We start from the raw sequence: 13905 nt of genomic DNA, 5'->3' as shown, positions 1-13905 counted from the left end.
CATTTATACAAATCGCGATATACTGCAAATAACTGTATAGAAAAACAGGCTGGTTATGCGTCCACTAACTCCCAGGCAAGAAGAAGTTCTTAAGCTCATAAAATCTACGATGATAGACACAGGCATGCCCCCAACGCGCGCTGAAATCGCTCGCGAGTTAGGGTTTAAATCAGCTAACGCTGCTGAAGAGCACCTTAAGGCTCTCGCTAAAAAGAACGTGATAGAAATTCTCCCCGGAACATCTCGTGGCATTCGCCTAAATTGCCCACTAGAGGACGAGATTGAAGAAGACGGCATTCCTTTAATCGGTAAAGTAGCGGCCGGGCAACCTATTTTGGCGCAAGAGCATGTCGATTCACACTATAAAGTAGACCCTGCCATGTTTCACCCCGGCGCAGACTTTTTACTGCGAGTTGACGGTATGAGTATGAAAGACATTGGCATCATGGACGGTGACTTACTTGCCGTGCACAAGACCAACAATGCCCGAAACGGTCAGATCGTTGTTGCGCGTATTGACGAGGATGTCACGGTTAAACGCTTTGAAAAGAGAGGCCCTACGGTTTTCTTGATTGCAGAAAACGAGGAGTTCTCCCCTATCGAGGTCGATTTACGCTCTCAACATTTTGAGATTGAGGGTTTAGCCGTTGGCGTCATTCGCGATAATGTGAATTTCAGTTAGGCTGCCAGATTTTTAAGGTCGTATTGAGCGGCCTTTTCCTTTCCATACGCTCGCGCGAAGCATAGTCAAGTAGTGCCTTGAGAATCGCATAGGCTGTTTGTGACCGCAACGGCGTGTTTCGTCGATTGATGCGATTACAATCAACATCATCCCTTCTTTTCGGATATTCAATGATTCTTTTAGTTAACCCTCCTGTCACAAAATATTCACATTAAATACAAAGATTTTAAGTCAAAAACTTCAGTTTGTTTAATTATTCAGCAAAAATATGGGTTTAACGATGTGATACGAAGGTTTTCCTACAAAAAGTGCTTTACCTAAGCTATTGTTTGATTAATCATTACACAGTTATTCACATATCAATAACATGACGAAAAGTCAGCCACATAATTTCGGTCGTACTGTAAACTGAACCTAAGAGAGCTGACTCGCTAAACACAACTTCGGGAGTCCAGTGTGAAGTCGCTGCAATTAGCTTTTACTGCCATATTAATGAGTTCACCCATGTTAGCGCTTGCTACAGCGGCAAGTGAACGTTCTGATCTTAATCTTCGACCGGGTGTTACTGACATCAGCCAAGATGTATATGGTCTACATATGATGATGTTTTACATTTGCGTGGTTATCGCTGTGCTGGTGTTTGGTGTCATGTTCTATTCTATGATCAAGCATCGAAAGTCCAAAGGCGCTAAACCCGCCAATTTCCACGACAACGTAAAAGTAGAAATTGCTTGGACTGTGGTCCCTTTCATGATTTTGATAGCGATGGCGGTGCCGGCTGCGAGCACGCTAATTGAAATGGAAGATGCGTCGAAGGCAGATATTACTGTGTTAGTCACCGGCTCACAATGGAAGTGGCATTATAAATACATGGATAATGACGTTGAGTTTTTCTCAACGCTTGCGACTCAGCGCGAACAGATCCAAAACAAATTTACCAAAGGCGAGAACTACCTGCTTGAAGTTGACCGTCCGCTGGTGATCCCCACAGGCAAAAAAGTCAGATTTTTAATTACCTCAGACGATGTGATTCATTCGTGGTGGGTGCCCGATTTTGCAGTTAAAAAAGATGCAAACCCCGGTTTTATAAACGAGGCCTGGACAAATGTGAATGAGCCGGGCGTGTATCGTGGACAGTGCGCCGAGCTTTGCGGAAAAGACCATGGCTTTATGCCGATTGTGGTCATTGCAAAAGACCCTGCTGAGTACGATGCTTGGATTGATGAACAAGAAGCGATTGCGCTAAGAGCAAAAGAAGAAGAGCAACGTTTGTTAGCGATGAATATGTCGATGGAAGAATTAATGGCGGACGGCAAACGCGTGTATGACGCGGTTTGTGCTTCATGCCATATGCCAAATGGTGAAGGCCTTGCTGGTGTATTCCCAGCAATTAAGGGGTCACCCGTAGCGCTGGGTCCCCAAGAAGATCATATTGGCATTATCGTGTACGGACAATCCGGCACTGCAATGCAGTCATTTTCGAGACAGCTTACTATGTCAGAAATCGCTGCGGTGGTTACTTTCCAGCGTAATGCATGGGGAAATGACACCGGTGAAATGGTTCAAGCAAAAGATGTTAATGCCATCATGAATGGCCAGTAGGAGAAAATTTACATGTCAAGTGCAACAGATATCGCAAATGCTCCAGACGCTCATGGCGACCACGATGATCATCATCATCACATTCCAAAAGGCTTAATGCGCTGGGTATTAACGACTAACCATAAAGATATTGGCACACTTTATTTATGGTTTGCTTTCATTATGTTTTTAGTGGGCGGCGCAATGGCAATGGTCATTCGTGCTGAGCTGTTTCAGCCAGGCCTACAAATAGTTGAGCCGAATTTCTTTAATCAAATGACAACCGTTCATGGTCTGATTATGGTCTTTGGGGCGGTAATGCCAGCATTTACCGGATTGGCAAACTGGTTGGTCCCCATGATGATTGGTGCGCCTGATATGGCCCTGCCAAGAATGAACAACTGGAGCTTTTGGATCCTTCCTTTTGCCTTCCTTATTCTTTTGTCGTCGCTTTTCGTTGAAGGTGGCGGACCGGCATTTGGTTGGACCTTCTATGCACCTTTGTCGACCACATACAGCGGTGACAGTACTGCCCTGTTTGTATTTTCGGTGCACATCATGGGTATTAGCTCCATTATGGGTGCGATTAACGTTATTGTGACGATATTTAATATGCGTGCACCAGGCATGACCTACATGAAGATGCCCTTGTTTGTCTGGACATGGTTAATTACCGCGTTTTTATTAATCGCTGTAATGCCGGTTTTGGCTGGCGTTGTAACCATGGTATTAACCGACAAATACTTTGGCACAAGCTTCTTTGATGCAGCCGGTGGTGGTGACCCAGTCTTGTTCCAGCATATCTTCTGGTTCTTTGGTCACCCAGAGGTCTACATCATGATATTGCCGGCCTTTGGCATTATCTCTCAAATCGTGCCAACGTTTTCACGCAAAAAACTCTTTGGCTATGCATCAATGGTATATGCCACTGCTTCAATTGCCTTTTTATCGTTTATTGTATGGGCGCACCATATGTTCACGACAGGTATGCCCGTGTTTGCTGAGATGTTCTTTATGTTCGCCACAATGGTTATTGCGGTTCCCACAGGCGTTAAAGTATTTAACTGGGTGGCGACAATGTGGCGCGGCAGTTTGACCTTTGAGGTGCCGATGTTATTTGCTATCGCCTTTATCATCTTATTCACAATAGGTGGTTTGTCGGGCTTAATGCTTGCAATTGTTCCTGTGGACTTCCAATACCATGATACTTATTTCGTTGTTGCGCATTTCCACTATGTACTGGTCACCGGTGCCATATTCTCGATAATGGCCGCGGTATACTACTGGCTACCAAAATGGACGGGGCGCATGTTCGACATTACGCTTGCTAAATGGCACTTCTGGTGTTCGTTGGTATCGGTAAATGTGTTGTTCTTCCCTATGCACTTTGTAGGTTTAGCCGGTATGCCGCGCCGTATTCCCGACTATGCGCTGCAGTTTGCTGACTTTAACAAATGGATCAGTATCGGTGGGTTTGCCTTTGGTCTATCGCAGTTGATTTTCTTAGCGTTGATCATAAAAGCCTGTCGCAAACAAGGTGAAAAAGTGTCATCTCAAGTTTGGGATGGTGCAGAAGGTTTGGAGTGGGAAATCCCATCACCCGCGCCTTATCACACCTTTGATACGCCGCCGGTAGTGAAATAACACCAGCTAAATAGCACGAACGAGATGGAAGAAGTGCTAAACAAAGATAAAAAGTGATAATGCTTATATGAGTGAACTTAATATCAAACAACCGTCATCAAATAACAGTCAAGATATTGCTGCGCCCGCGCAAAAACACGGGCGCACCGTGGCAACATTGCTGTTAGTTGTTGTGGGGATGTTTGGGTTCGGCTTTGCCTTAGTGCCACTTTACGATGTGTTATGCGATGCCCTTGGTATTAATGGTAAACCCAGCAATGAAGCAGCGGTTTATGAGGCTGTGGAAATTGATACCACTCGCACCATTACTGTGGACTTTATTACACGAACCAACAGCGGTATGCCCTGGGAGTTTAAAGCGCAAACACAGCGCGTTGAAGTCAATCCGGGGGAAATGGCTAAAGTTGTATTTTATGTCAGAAACCCAGTTAAAAAAGATATTATTGCGCAAGCCATTCCATCTATTTCTCCGGGCACGGCTGCGCTTTACGTCAATAAGACAGAATGCTTTTGCTTTAAGCATCAACCGCTTAAAGCAGGCGATGAAGCATTGATGCCAATGACTTTTTATATTGATCCTCAACTCCCAGAGGACATCACATTTTTTACCCTGCAATACACGCTTTACGATATCACTGCCTCGGCTGATGAGTCAGAAATAGTCGCTATGGCAAGTGACACAAGCATTTAGATAAGGAAGATATACATGGCTCAAGAAGCTCAAGAAGAATATCAAAAGTACTACGTACCTGAGCAAAGTGTTTGGCCCATCGTAGGCGCTGTCGCCCTATTTTTAATCGCGGTTGGCGCGGCTAACTTAACCGTTGAGATGACAAAAGATAAGTCAGGCATTGGCGGTTATGTACTGCTTGCTGGCTTGATTACCTTAATCGTGATGATTGTGGGCTGGTTTAAAAATCAAATTGATGAGTCCATGAGCGGTTTATATAGTGCTCAGCTTGGCCGTTCGTACCGCCAAGGCATGCTCTGGTTCATATTTTCTGAGGTGATGTTCTTTGCTGCTTTCTTTGGTGCGCTTTTTTACGCAAGAACCATTGCTGTGCCGTGGTTAGGTGGCGCATCCAACAATGCGATGACGAATGAAGTATTGTGGCCGACCTTCGAGGCCATGTGGCCGCTTGTTCAAACACCCGATGGCACTACCACCACGCCTATGGGTTGGTACGGTCTGCCGCTGATTAACACCGTTATTTTATTGGTGTCTTCCGTTACGCTACATTTTGCCCACACGGGTCTTGAAGACGATAAGCGTAAACAGCTTACCCTAATGCTTGGGCTAACAATATTGTTGGGTTGTATATTCTTAGGCTTGCAAGGATACGAGTACGTTCACGCTTACCGAGATTTAGGTCTAACGCTGCAATCGGGTGTGTATGGCAATACCTTTTTCTTACTCACTGGCTTTCATGGGCTTCATGTAACCTTAGGCACGATTATTCTCATCGTATTATTTTTTAGGGTGGTCAAAGGTCATTTTACACCCAAAGAGCATTTTGCTTTCCAAGCGGGCGCTTGGTACTGGCATTTTGTTGATGTAGTTTGGGTAATGTTGTTCTTCTTTGTTTATATACTTTAAGACAAGCAAGTAACATCAGCGGTAAATAAATGGTAATAGTGACACTTCGATAGGTTTGCATGTGTAATGCAAGCCTTATCTTGCGCTTGTTTAGTACGGTCGAGGATTCGGAGTAATAAGCCCCGTTGCTATCGCTAGCAACATTAAAATGACGATGACTGCTGATGCGAGTACGCGTCTGCCAATGAAGCGACTCATAGGTACACTTTGATCATTTTTTAACATCACTTTCATAGCAAAAAACAAATTAACAATCATGAACAGCAGCAAGCCACCGATGATGATTTTGACTGCTAACATAGAATAAACTCCTTAAGGTGAATGGCCAGCATGTTGTTGCGCAGTACAAACAAGCTAAGACTGTTTTTTACCTTAGTGGCAATCATCTGCATTGTCATTATGTTTCTTTTAGGCTTTTGGCAATTAGATCGTAAAGCGCAAAAAGAAGCCCGATTAGCACAGATTGAATCTCGTCAAGATGCGTCTGCATTATCAATTGATGAGATTATCGATTCCCCTGAGGATTATGTGGACTTTCCATTGATGCTTACGGCAGAACTAGGCAATCAGACTTTTTTCATTGACAACAAGTTAAACAATGCCGTTGCTGGATATGAAGTGCTCGTTCCGGTGCAAACTAACTACGGCGTCTTATTAGTCAATCTTGGATGGGTGCCCGGCACTCCAGAGCGCCGTCAACTGCCGAAAGTTATTATCCCAACGGCAAATCAGCATATAGGCAATGTGTACATTCCGTCTGATAATATGCTCATTAAAGAAACCAATTTTAACTACGGCCGGTTTCCTGTGCGAATGCAGCAAATTGATTTCGCTGAAATGGAAAAGCATTTAGGGAAAGATGTTCTGCCGTTTACGCTTCGCTTACAGCCAGACAAAAGCGGACACTTTGTCAGAGATTGGCAAGTGGTTGTACTGCCACCTGAACGTCATTTAGGCTATGCAGTTCAGTGGTTTGGCCTGGGTATCGCGGGCTTAACCGTATTTCTTCTTACCATTATCAACAACAAAAAAAGGGCATGACAGGTCATGGCAAACAGCAAGAATAAAATTGCATTTATCGCACTTATCATCGTTTTCGTCGTTCCGGTGATACTTGCGAAGTTTGCACTTGAATACGATTGGTTTAACAAGGCGTCTACCAATCAGGGTGAGCTTTTAGAACCAATCATTGAGGCTCAAAGCATACTTGCGGAAGCAGAGAAAAAATGGCATTTCATTTATATCGTTCCTGAGCAGTGCGACAGTGCATGTGAAAATGCGATATACAGCGTTAGCCAAGTGCGAACGGCTATAGGAAGAGAGTCAGACCGCGTGAATACGCTGTTCATCTCGACTGAAAAAAGTGATGCAAAAGCGCTTGCGAAAATCGCTGAGTTAGGCGCTTCCCCCAACGTTGAGATGAGTGCAACGGAAGTGTTACAAAAACCTTCGGAAAATGTAAATAAAGTGTTTAAAGATGTGCCGCTAGATGCTATTTTTATCGCCGATACGCTTAACAACATTGTTCTGAAGTATCCGCTCACCGAAAACAGAGAAAAAGCCATTTTAGACAGTCGCGATATGCTCCTGGATATGAAAAAGCTATTGAAGCTCTCGCGAATTGGTTAAGTATGTATTTGATAGAATGAAAGTAAGAGCTTAGCGCTAGCAAGCTTAATTCAAGGAAAGACAACGAACATGAAGAAAATGGTGTTAATAAGCATATTTTTGGCTTTATTCGTCATTGTGCTTGGCGCTTACACCCGTTTAACGGATGCTGGACTTGGCTGTCCAGACTGGCCGGGTTGTTACGGACATGTTCTCGTGCCTCAGCAAGAGCATCATATTGAAGCTGCAAATGCGGCTTTTCCTGAGCGTCCTGTGGAGGCAGAAAAAGCGTGGAATGAAATGATCCACCGCTATTTTGCGGCTGCTCTTGGTTTCATTATTCTACTCACAGCAGTTGCGGCAATTATGAATCGCTCAAAAGGTAAAGTGGCGCCTTTTAAATTGCCAATTTTGCTGCTGGTGCTTGTCTCGTTTCAAGGTATGTTGGGGATGTGGACCGTTACCTTGAATTTATTGCCAGTCGTGGTCATGGCGCATTTGTTGGGAGGCTTCAGTGTGCTCTCATGTCTGTTCATATTGTATTTGCGGATGACACCCTACCGAATACCCGGTGGCGATCCACACATTAGAAAGATTGCGAAATTTGGCGCAATCGGGATCGCGATTTTGGTATGGCAAATCGCGCTTGGTGGATGGACATCGGCAAACTATGCGTCGTTGGCTTGCACGCAACTTCCCATTTGTGAGGGAGATTGGGTGGCTAGACTGGATTTTGCTGGCGCATTCTCCGTCCCGGCTGCCGAGAACTACGAATTTGGCGTTCATTCTTACGAAGAGCGCGTGACCATGCATGTGCTTCATCGCTTTGGTGCAATTATCACTGTCGCATATTTAGCATGGCTTGCATTCATGATCTTCAAACGTGCGACATCAAGTTTAATGAAGCGTTTGACCGGCGTAATGTTGGTTGTATTAGCGGTACAAGTAGGTTTAGGCATCAGTAATGTGGTCTATACTTTACCGTTGACGGTGGCAACCATGCATAATGCAGTGGCTGCGTGTTTACTGTTGGTCATGATACTCATGACTTACACTATGTATCGTAAATACTGACCGTAGAAAATTCTAAAGATCGAAAAAAGCAGTGAAAAAATTTAAGGTAGGGACTACCCAATGAAAAACCCGGCAATTGTAACAGCAAAAGTTAGTAGCGGCGCAACATGGCGTGATTACTATGAATTAACGAAGCCCAGAGTGGTTATGCTGCTGTTGCTAACCGCCTTGGTGGGTATGTGTCTGGCAACGCCGACTTGGGTTGACCCAGTAATATTAAGCGCGGGCATGCTTGGCATAGGTTTACTTTCGTCTGCGGCCGCGGTAATTAATCATGTGGTTGATCATAGAATCGACAGCATCATGGCCAGAACCTTCAACCGGCCTGTTGCACGCGGCAAAGTAAGTGTGCCGAGAGCGTTATTTTTTGCAGCCACCTTGGGCGTTGTTGGTTTTATTCTGCTGGCTGTATTTGTCAATATGCTGACTGCTTGGCTCACGCTGGCAAGCCTTGTTGGCTATGCGGTTATATATACAATGTACTTAAAACGCGCGACACCACAAAATATCGTCATTGGCGGTTTAGCGGGTGCTGCACCTCCCTTACTGGGCTGGACTGCGGTAACCGGTGACATTCATGCTTATGGCCTACTGCTTGTGCTTATCGTTTTTACATGGACGCCACCGCATTTCTGGGCCTTGGCCATTCACAGAGAAAAAGACTACGCAAAAGCACAAATTCCAATGTTACCGAATACTCACGGCGTTGAGTTCACCAAAACCTGCGTGGTTTTGTATACTTTGCTGCTATGTGCGGTGTGTTTGCTACCGTTTCTCACAGGCATGAGTGGCGGGTTTTATTTGCTCGGTTCCAGTTTGCTCAACGCGTACTTTATGTACATGGCTTTAAAGTTAAAATTCAAACCAACAGAAAACACCGCAATGGATACCTTCAAATTTTCGATTTTGCACCTGATGCTGCTTTTTGTAATATTGCTAGTAGATCATTATTTGGTTTAATGCTGTCAGGTAATCATCGACGGCTTGGAGAAGTGTTATGCAGAACAAGTGGATAGGCCTTATCGCGGCGCTGTCGTTGGTGTTAGGGTTATACCTTGCGCTTGTTATCGCACCCCCCGGATTTAATGATGCTGACGAAGATCACACCTCAGCCCTGTCGGAGAAAACCGAGCACCTGAACTGGTATCCACAGCCACGGGCGTTAATCGATTTTGAATTGTCTAAACATGACGGCACCAGTATGACCAATGCTGATTTGCAGGGTAAATGGACGCTCGGATTCGTAGGCTACACATTTTGTCCTGATATCTGCCCTGTTACCTTGGCCGAGTTAAATAAGGTATATCCTCAGCTTCAACAAAGCGTTGAGCAAACGCCTCTGCAAGTATGGTTTTTATCCGTAGATCCGAATCGCGATACCGTAGAGCGGCTAAACGAATATGTGAATTACTTCAATGATAACTTCGTAGCTGCGACAGGCGAGCACAAAGTGCTGTATCCCCTTGTACGCAGCATGGGTATGATGTATGCCATTTCTGAAAGCACAGACAACCCGAACTATCTAGTGGATCACAGCGCATCTATTGTAGTGATTAATCCAAACGGACATATCGTCGGTCGCTTTAAGCCCAAGCATAGCCCGGGCGAACTTGCTATTAGTGATGTTGAGCAAATTTTAGCCGACATGCCTATTTTATTGAGCGCCGATATAAGCTGAACATTGGCGTTCACTCAGATGCGTGGTTAAGTGATTCAACATGACGACAATTCGCAAAGGCCAAGCGAGTGACAGCAAAGTACTGGCTAGTCTTATACTCAGCTCCGCAGAGCCCCTGCTCCCGTATATATTTGGCTCACGTCAGGCGGCGTATGAATATTTGTGTTTAGCGGGCAAAGAAGTGGATGGGCAATATAGTAGTGCTCGTCATTATGTTGCAGAAACGCGAACGTTACCTTCAAACCAAGAGGTAAAAGGCTGTATGAGCCTTTGGCATCACGAAATGCCATCTAGCTTTCATCAAGCCACTGTAACGAGTCTTTCTAATCACTTATGTGCACAGCAGCTAAAACATATCATCAGCATTAATGACGCGCTAGCGCGCCTTTTTTTACCGCCAAGCGACACGCAGCTTTGCATTGGTCACCTTGCTGTAGCCAATGAATGTCAAGGGGAAGGAATAGGTGGCCAACTGATAGCTCATGCGGTCGAATGCGCAAAAAATATGAGCAAATCAGTATTGGTACTTGACGTTGATGTACAAAATCATCAGGCGGTCGGTTTTTATGAAAAACATGGGTTTAGCGCTTTAGATACCCGACATTTTGCGCCCACTCAACAGTCTTTTATCCGAATGGAAAGGGGTGTCGGTAACCCTTAGCATTATTGTTTGCCCTAAATGCTTTAGTCCTCAAATAATCCCTCTTCGTTTGGCGTAAAAAAGGCGACTGAGTGCCAGTAAAATCTGCCATTGTGCGCCTTGCTTGGCGCAGTACAGTTGACGCGAACTCGTCCCGTGTCAAAACGATGTTTTAGGGGGATATTCACGCTCATTCCCTGTAGTGACGGAATAATGCGTTCGCCTTTAAAGTAGCAAGCAAATTGCGACACATTAATATCGTCGATGATCGCAGGGTAGCTATCGTCTAATGAAAAACTGAATGAGTCGAGTTCGCTGTCTAGTTCGCGGATTTTGTCAGCTTGCTCGCGGTGTTTTACCGGCATCGCTATGGATTTCAATTTGACCTTCAGGGTATCTAAATTTGCATAGATTCCGGCGGCAGGAAAGCGAGGTAAGGCGAGAAAGTCGCTATGGGAGGAAACTGCCCCCGAGTGCTGAGCAAAAGCAATGTATTGCGCTTCCTTCAGCAGCTCTTTCACTGCGCCATTGTACTCGCCAAAAGGATATGCTAACCATTTTAAGCTATAGCCAACTTTCTCCTCTAAAGCCGCTTCAGCTTGGGCGATATTCTCCATAATACGATTTAACCACTGCGCTTTGCTTTCACCGGGTGCTTTGTTTAGTAAATGGATATGGCGCAGTGTATGATTCGCAAAATCTGCAAGTTTGCTCATTTGATTCACTTCATCCCATGTTAGCTGATTGCTTAAGCGCTCGATGCTGTCCGGGTTCACAAATACGGTATAGGGGAATTCAAAATCGCTTAGAATAGGATGCGCATGTTTGAAAATGCTTTCATAACCATCGTCAAAGGTGATGGCAACAGCGTTATCTGGCAGTGGTAGATTTTGCTTGATAGCCTCAATGGCGTCTCGCAAGCGAACCACATTATGGTTCTCCTTTAGATACTCCATATGCGCTAAAAACACGTCTGGCTTGATGGAAGTAATCGGCGGGGTTTCATTATCCACATGATGGTATTGTAAAATAACCACTTGAGTTGGTAAGAACTTTGACAGGGTTTGCTGTGAGTATGCGTAAGGCACGGTGATCGCGGCAATCGCTGGCAACATTATCAAAAGCCATCTGACAGTAATAAGCCGCCAAATGCGCATGTAAATTGTCTTTAAACACTTGTTTGATATTGGTAAGGGTGTTCTCATAATGCCTCTAGATATTCACCATCTGCGCAGCGTCAACACAGGATAATCGAGTTTTGTTAAGTAGGTCCTTTACTCTTATTGTGCGCAACTTCTCGGCAGTGGATAAGCACAGATGAAACTTACCGACGCAAACGCACATTCAAAGCTCTTGCGCATTGCCATTCCGCTCATTCTTGCCAATGTTACCACACCGCTACTAGGCTTAGTTGATACTGCCATTTTGGGCCGAATGGACGGTCTGCATTTTTTAGCGGGTGCGGCAATTGCCAGTCTCATTTTGACGCAACTTTATTGGATTTGCGGCTTTATTAAAATGTCGATCACGGGTTTAAGCGCTCAGAGTAAACGCAAAAACGCCGACACCCAAATTAAAACCCTCATGCAAGGGGCTGTTTTTGCACTTTGTATGGCCATACTTATTCTAGTATTCCAATATGCCATTGTGCACGCAGGTTTGTGGTTTGCGCAAGCCTCGCCAGAACTGGCTCAGACAACTCAAGACTATTATTACGTTCGCGTATGGGGTGCGCCTGCCGCTTTGGTTAATTTGGCAATAATTGGTTGGTTGGTCGGACAGCAGAAAAGTCGCGTGATCTTGGTTCTACAAGTGCTGGTCAATGTTATCAATATTATAGCGAGCTTAAGCTTGGTGTATGGCTTTAATATGGGCGTAGAAGGTGTTGCTGCCGGTACCGTTATTGCTGAATACAGTTTGTGTATATTGTCATTTGCCTATATCCATCAACGCCACACTAATGTGTATATAAAAAGAGCGTGGTTTGCACTTTCTCAGCTGCAGCCTCTGCTATCGCTGAATTGGGACATGCTCATTCGTAATCTGTTCCTGCAGTTTACCCTGGCATTTATTACCTTAAGAGGCGTTCAGTACGGCACAGAGGCCGCTGCCATTAACGCGATTTTGATGCAATTTTTCGCCTTAATCGCGCTGGGTTTAGACGGCATTGCAAACGCTGTAGAAGCATTAGTCGGTGAGCGCAGCGGTTCATCTGACAAGGCAGAAGCAGTAAATAAGCAAAGTGCTATCAATATGCAAGTTATGCTTGGCTTGTTTTGGTCCAGTGCTGCAGCGCTTCTATACACTTTGATATTCTGGATATTTGGATTGGAGATTATCCAGCTCTTAAGCAACCAAAGTAAACTCATTGAAAGTGTGCAGGCTTATTTGTGGGTCATCATTTTATTGCCTGCAATAGCACACTGGTGTTTTCTGTTTGACGGCGTATATGTAGGCTTAACAAAAGGCAAAACCATGCGTAACAATATGATACTTAGCACTTTGCTCGGATTTTTGCCTTGCGTATTTATTTTCCAAGGCTTTGGCAATCAGAGTTTGTGGGTAGCGATGTTTGCGTTTCTAATCGGGCGAGGCTTAGGTTTAGGTTTGCACTACGCATTAGTCGTTGCGCGCGAGCCTGGCGCGCAACCCTATCAGCGCTAAAGTTGCTAAGGCTTTGTAAGCTGAGCGCTGTTTCTTATGAAGAGTCAGAGTTTAGTAGTAGGAGTGTTCACCGGCCTCATGTTCAGTCGCATCTTTTACGCCGACAATTTCGCCCGCGAACTGCTCAAGCAATTGTTTTTCGATGCCGTCTTTTAAGGTAACATCTACCATTGAGCAACCGTTGCAGCCGCCACCAAATTGTAAAATTGCGTTTTTATCTTCGGTCACTTCAACCAGCATTACATTGCCGCCATGACTAGCAAGCTGGGGATTAATTTCGCTTTCAATTAAGTAATTAATTCTGTCGATAAGTGGCGCGTCATCGTCAATTTTTTTCGCTTTAGCGTTAGGTGCTTTAAGCGTCAGTTGCGATCCCATTTGGTCGGTAACAAAATCAATTTCTGCCTCTTCAAGATACGGTGCGCTTTCAGCGTCGACTACCGCATCGAAGCCATTGAAGTTAAACCGCAAATCGGTGTCTTCAACCGCTTCGGGTGGGCAATACGAAACGCCGCACTCTGCTTTTGATGTGCCGGGATTTACTACGAATACACGAATATTCGTTCCCTCACCCTGTTGTGAGAGTAATTTGCCAAAATGTTCTTGGGCCGGCTCAGAAATGCTTATCATGTCAACCTCATAGTTTAGATGTATAGCGCCCTGATGGAACAGCTATCATGGTGATATCGTTAGAATGGGAATGATAATAGCAAAAATTACTTGAGTAAAACACTCAA

The 13905-nt window shown here is 44.8% G+C and carries 15 protein-coding genes; 12 read left to right on the top strand and 3 right to left on the bottom strand.

Annotated features, from left to right (window positions below):
* Positions 1-55 precede the first annotated feature (55 nt).
* The 5 genes from lexA to PN836_RS12390 all read left to right on the top strand — a co-directional run bounded on the left by lexA (position 56) and on the right by PN836_RS12390 (position 5504).
* Positions 56-682 carry a transcriptional repressor LexA gene (lexA, locus tag PN836_RS12410; protein ID WP_395338752.1) on the top strand — a complete coding sequence of 209 codons (627 nt, stop codon included), beginning with the start codon at positions 56-58 and terminating at the stop codon, positions 680-682.
* Positions 683-1174: 492 nt separating this feature from the next.
* Complete coding sequence (gene coxB, locus PN836_RS12405) at positions 1175-2284, top strand: cytochrome c oxidase subunit II (RefSeq protein WP_395345633.1); 1110 nt, start codon at positions 1175-1177, stop codon at positions 2282-2284.
* A 12-nt stretch (positions 2285-2296) separates the two neighbouring features.
* Positions 2297-3907 carry a cytochrome c oxidase subunit I gene (ctaD, locus tag PN836_RS12400; protein ID WP_395338750.1) on the top strand — a complete coding sequence of 537 codons (1611 nt, stop codon included), beginning with the start codon at positions 2297-2299 and terminating at the stop codon, positions 3905-3907.
* Between the two features lie 178 nt (positions 3908-4085).
* Positions 4086-4598 (top strand): cytochrome c oxidase assembly protein, encoded by a 513-nt coding sequence (locus PN836_RS12395; protein ID WP_415926404.1) that lies wholly within the window; start codon positions 4086-4088, stop codon positions 4596-4598.
* Positions 4599-4613: 15 nt separating this feature from the next.
* Entirely contained in the window at positions 4614-5504 is an 891-nt protein-coding gene (locus PN836_RS12390; RefSeq protein WP_395338748.1) for a cytochrome c oxidase subunit 3, read from the top strand.
* A 90-nt stretch (positions 5505-5594) separates the two neighbouring features.
* On the opposite strand, the gene PN836_RS12385 is transcribed toward PN836_RS12390, so the two are convergent.
* On the bottom strand, positions 5595-5804 hold the full coding sequence (locus PN836_RS12385) for a DUF2909 domain-containing protein (protein ID WP_395338746.1): 210 nt from the start codon (positions 5802-5804) through the stop codon (positions 5595-5597).
* A 30-nt stretch (positions 5805-5834) separates the two neighbouring features.
* On the opposite strand from PN836_RS12385, the gene PN836_RS12380 reads away from it, so the two are divergent.
* The 6 genes from PN836_RS12380 to PN836_RS12355 all read left to right on the top strand — a co-directional run bounded on the left by PN836_RS12380 (position 5835) and on the right by PN836_RS12355 (position 10525).
* On the top strand, positions 5835-6545 hold the full coding sequence (locus PN836_RS12380; RefSeq protein ID WP_395338744.1) for an SURF1 family protein: 711 nt from the start codon (positions 5835-5837) through the stop codon (positions 6543-6545).
* Between the two features lie 6 nt (positions 6546-6551).
* Complete coding sequence (locus PN836_RS12375) at positions 6552-7133, top strand: hypothetical protein (RefSeq protein ID WP_395338742.1); 582 nt, start codon at positions 6552-6554, stop codon at positions 7131-7133.
* A gap of 69 nt (positions 7134-7202) precedes the next feature.
* The gene (locus tag PN836_RS12370; RefSeq protein WP_395338741.1) at positions 7203-8186 is read left to right on the top strand and encodes a COX15/CtaA family protein; all 984 of its coding nucleotides are present in this window, start codon (positions 7203-7205) and stop codon (positions 8184-8186) included.
* Positions 8187-8246: 60 nt separating this feature from the next.
* The gene (gene cyoE, locus PN836_RS12365) at positions 8247-9146 is read left to right on the top strand and encodes a heme o synthase (protein ID WP_395338739.1); all 900 of its coding nucleotides are present in this window, start codon (positions 8247-8249) and stop codon (positions 9144-9146) included.
* A gap of 37 nt (positions 9147-9183) precedes the next feature.
* A complete protein-coding gene (locus tag PN836_RS12360) occupies positions 9184-9864 on the top strand; it encodes an SCO family protein (RefSeq protein ID WP_395338736.1) in 681 nt (226 codons plus the stop codon).
* Positions 9865-9904: 40 nt separating this feature from the next.
* Positions 9905-10525, top strand: coding sequence for a GNAT family N-acetyltransferase (locus tag PN836_RS12355; protein ID WP_395338734.1), 621 nt, complete (start codon positions 9905-9907; stop codon positions 10523-10525).
* Positions 10526-10548: 23 nt separating this feature from the next.
* Here PN836_RS12355 and PN836_RS12350 read toward each other — a convergent pair whose 3' ends face one another.
* Complete coding sequence (locus tag PN836_RS12350; protein ID WP_395338732.1) at positions 10549-11619, bottom strand: polysaccharide deacetylase family protein; 1071 nt, start codon at positions 11617-11619, stop codon at positions 10549-10551.
* A 202-nt stretch (positions 11620-11821) separates the two neighbouring features.
* Between PN836_RS12350 and PN836_RS12345 the strand changes: the two genes are divergently transcribed.
* Positions 11822-13168, top strand: a complete 1347-nt coding sequence (locus tag PN836_RS12345) for an MATE family efflux transporter (protein ID WP_395338730.1) — start codon at positions 11822-11824, stop codon at positions 13166-13168.
* A 51-nt stretch (positions 13169-13219) separates the two neighbouring features.
* Here PN836_RS12345 and nfuA read toward each other — a convergent pair whose 3' ends face one another.
* Positions 13220-13798 (bottom strand): Fe-S biogenesis protein NfuA, encoded by a 579-nt coding sequence (gene nfuA, locus PN836_RS12340; protein ID WP_395338729.1) that lies wholly within the window; start codon positions 13796-13798, stop codon positions 13220-13222.
* Between the last annotated feature and the right edge of the window lie 107 nt (positions 13799-13905).

The sequence above is a fragment of the Ningiella algicola genome, from assembly GCF_028401415.2.
Lineage (GTDB): Bacteria > Pseudomonadota > Gammaproteobacteria > Enterobacterales > Alteromonadaceae > Glaciecola.
Note: the sequence above shows the minus strand (reverse complement) of the source record. Positions and strands in the feature narration are given on the sequence as shown.

Coding starts and splice junctions, on each gene's coding strand:
- lexA (WP_395338752.1), top strand. CDS start 56: ATGCGTCCACTAACTCCCAGGCAAGAAGAAGTTCTTAAGCTCATAAAA.
- coxB (WP_395345633.1), top strand. CDS start 1,175: ATGAGTTCACCCATGTTAGCGCTTGCTACAGCGGCAAGTGAACGTTCT.
- ctaD (WP_395338750.1), top strand. CDS start 2,297: ATGTCAAGTGCAACAGATATCGCAAATGCTCCAGACGCTCATGGCGAC.
- PN836_RS12395 (WP_415926404.1), top strand. CDS start 4,086: ATGTTTGGGTTCGGCTTTGCCTTAGTGCCACTTTACGATGTGTTATGC.
- PN836_RS12390 (WP_395338748.1), top strand. CDS start 4,614: ATGGCTCAAGAAGCTCAAGAAGAATATCAAAAGTACTACGTACCTGAG.
- PN836_RS12385 (WP_395338746.1), bottom strand. CDS start 5,804: ATGTTAGCAGTCAAAATCATCATCGGTGGCTTGCTGCTGTTCATGATT.
- PN836_RS12380 (WP_395338744.1), top strand. CDS start 5,835: ATGTTGTTGCGCAGTACAAACAAGCTAAGACTGTTTTTTACCTTAGTG.
- PN836_RS12375 (WP_395338742.1), top strand. CDS start 6,552: ATGGCAAACAGCAAGAATAAAATTGCATTTATCGCACTTATCATCGTT.
- PN836_RS12370 (WP_395338741.1), top strand. CDS start 7,203: ATGAAGAAAATGGTGTTAATAAGCATATTTTTGGCTTTATTCGTCATT.
- cyoE (WP_395338739.1), top strand. CDS start 8,247: ATGAAAAACCCGGCAATTGTAACAGCAAAAGTTAGTAGCGGCGCAACA.
- PN836_RS12360 (WP_395338736.1), top strand. CDS start 9,184: ATGCAGAACAAGTGGATAGGCCTTATCGCGGCGCTGTCGTTGGTGTTA.
- PN836_RS12355 (WP_395338734.1), top strand. CDS start 9,905: ATGACGACAATTCGCAAAGGCCAAGCGAGTGACAGCAAAGTACTGGCT.
- PN836_RS12350 (WP_395338732.1), bottom strand. CDS start 11,619: ATGTTGCCAGCGATTGCCGCGATCACCGTGCCTTACGCATACTCACAG.
- PN836_RS12345 (WP_395338730.1), top strand. CDS start 11,822: ATGAAACTTACCGACGCAAACGCACATTCAAAGCTCTTGCGCATTGCC.
- nfuA (WP_395338729.1), bottom strand. CDS start 13,798: ATGATAAGCATTTCTGAGCCGGCCCAAGAACATTTTGGCAAATTACTC.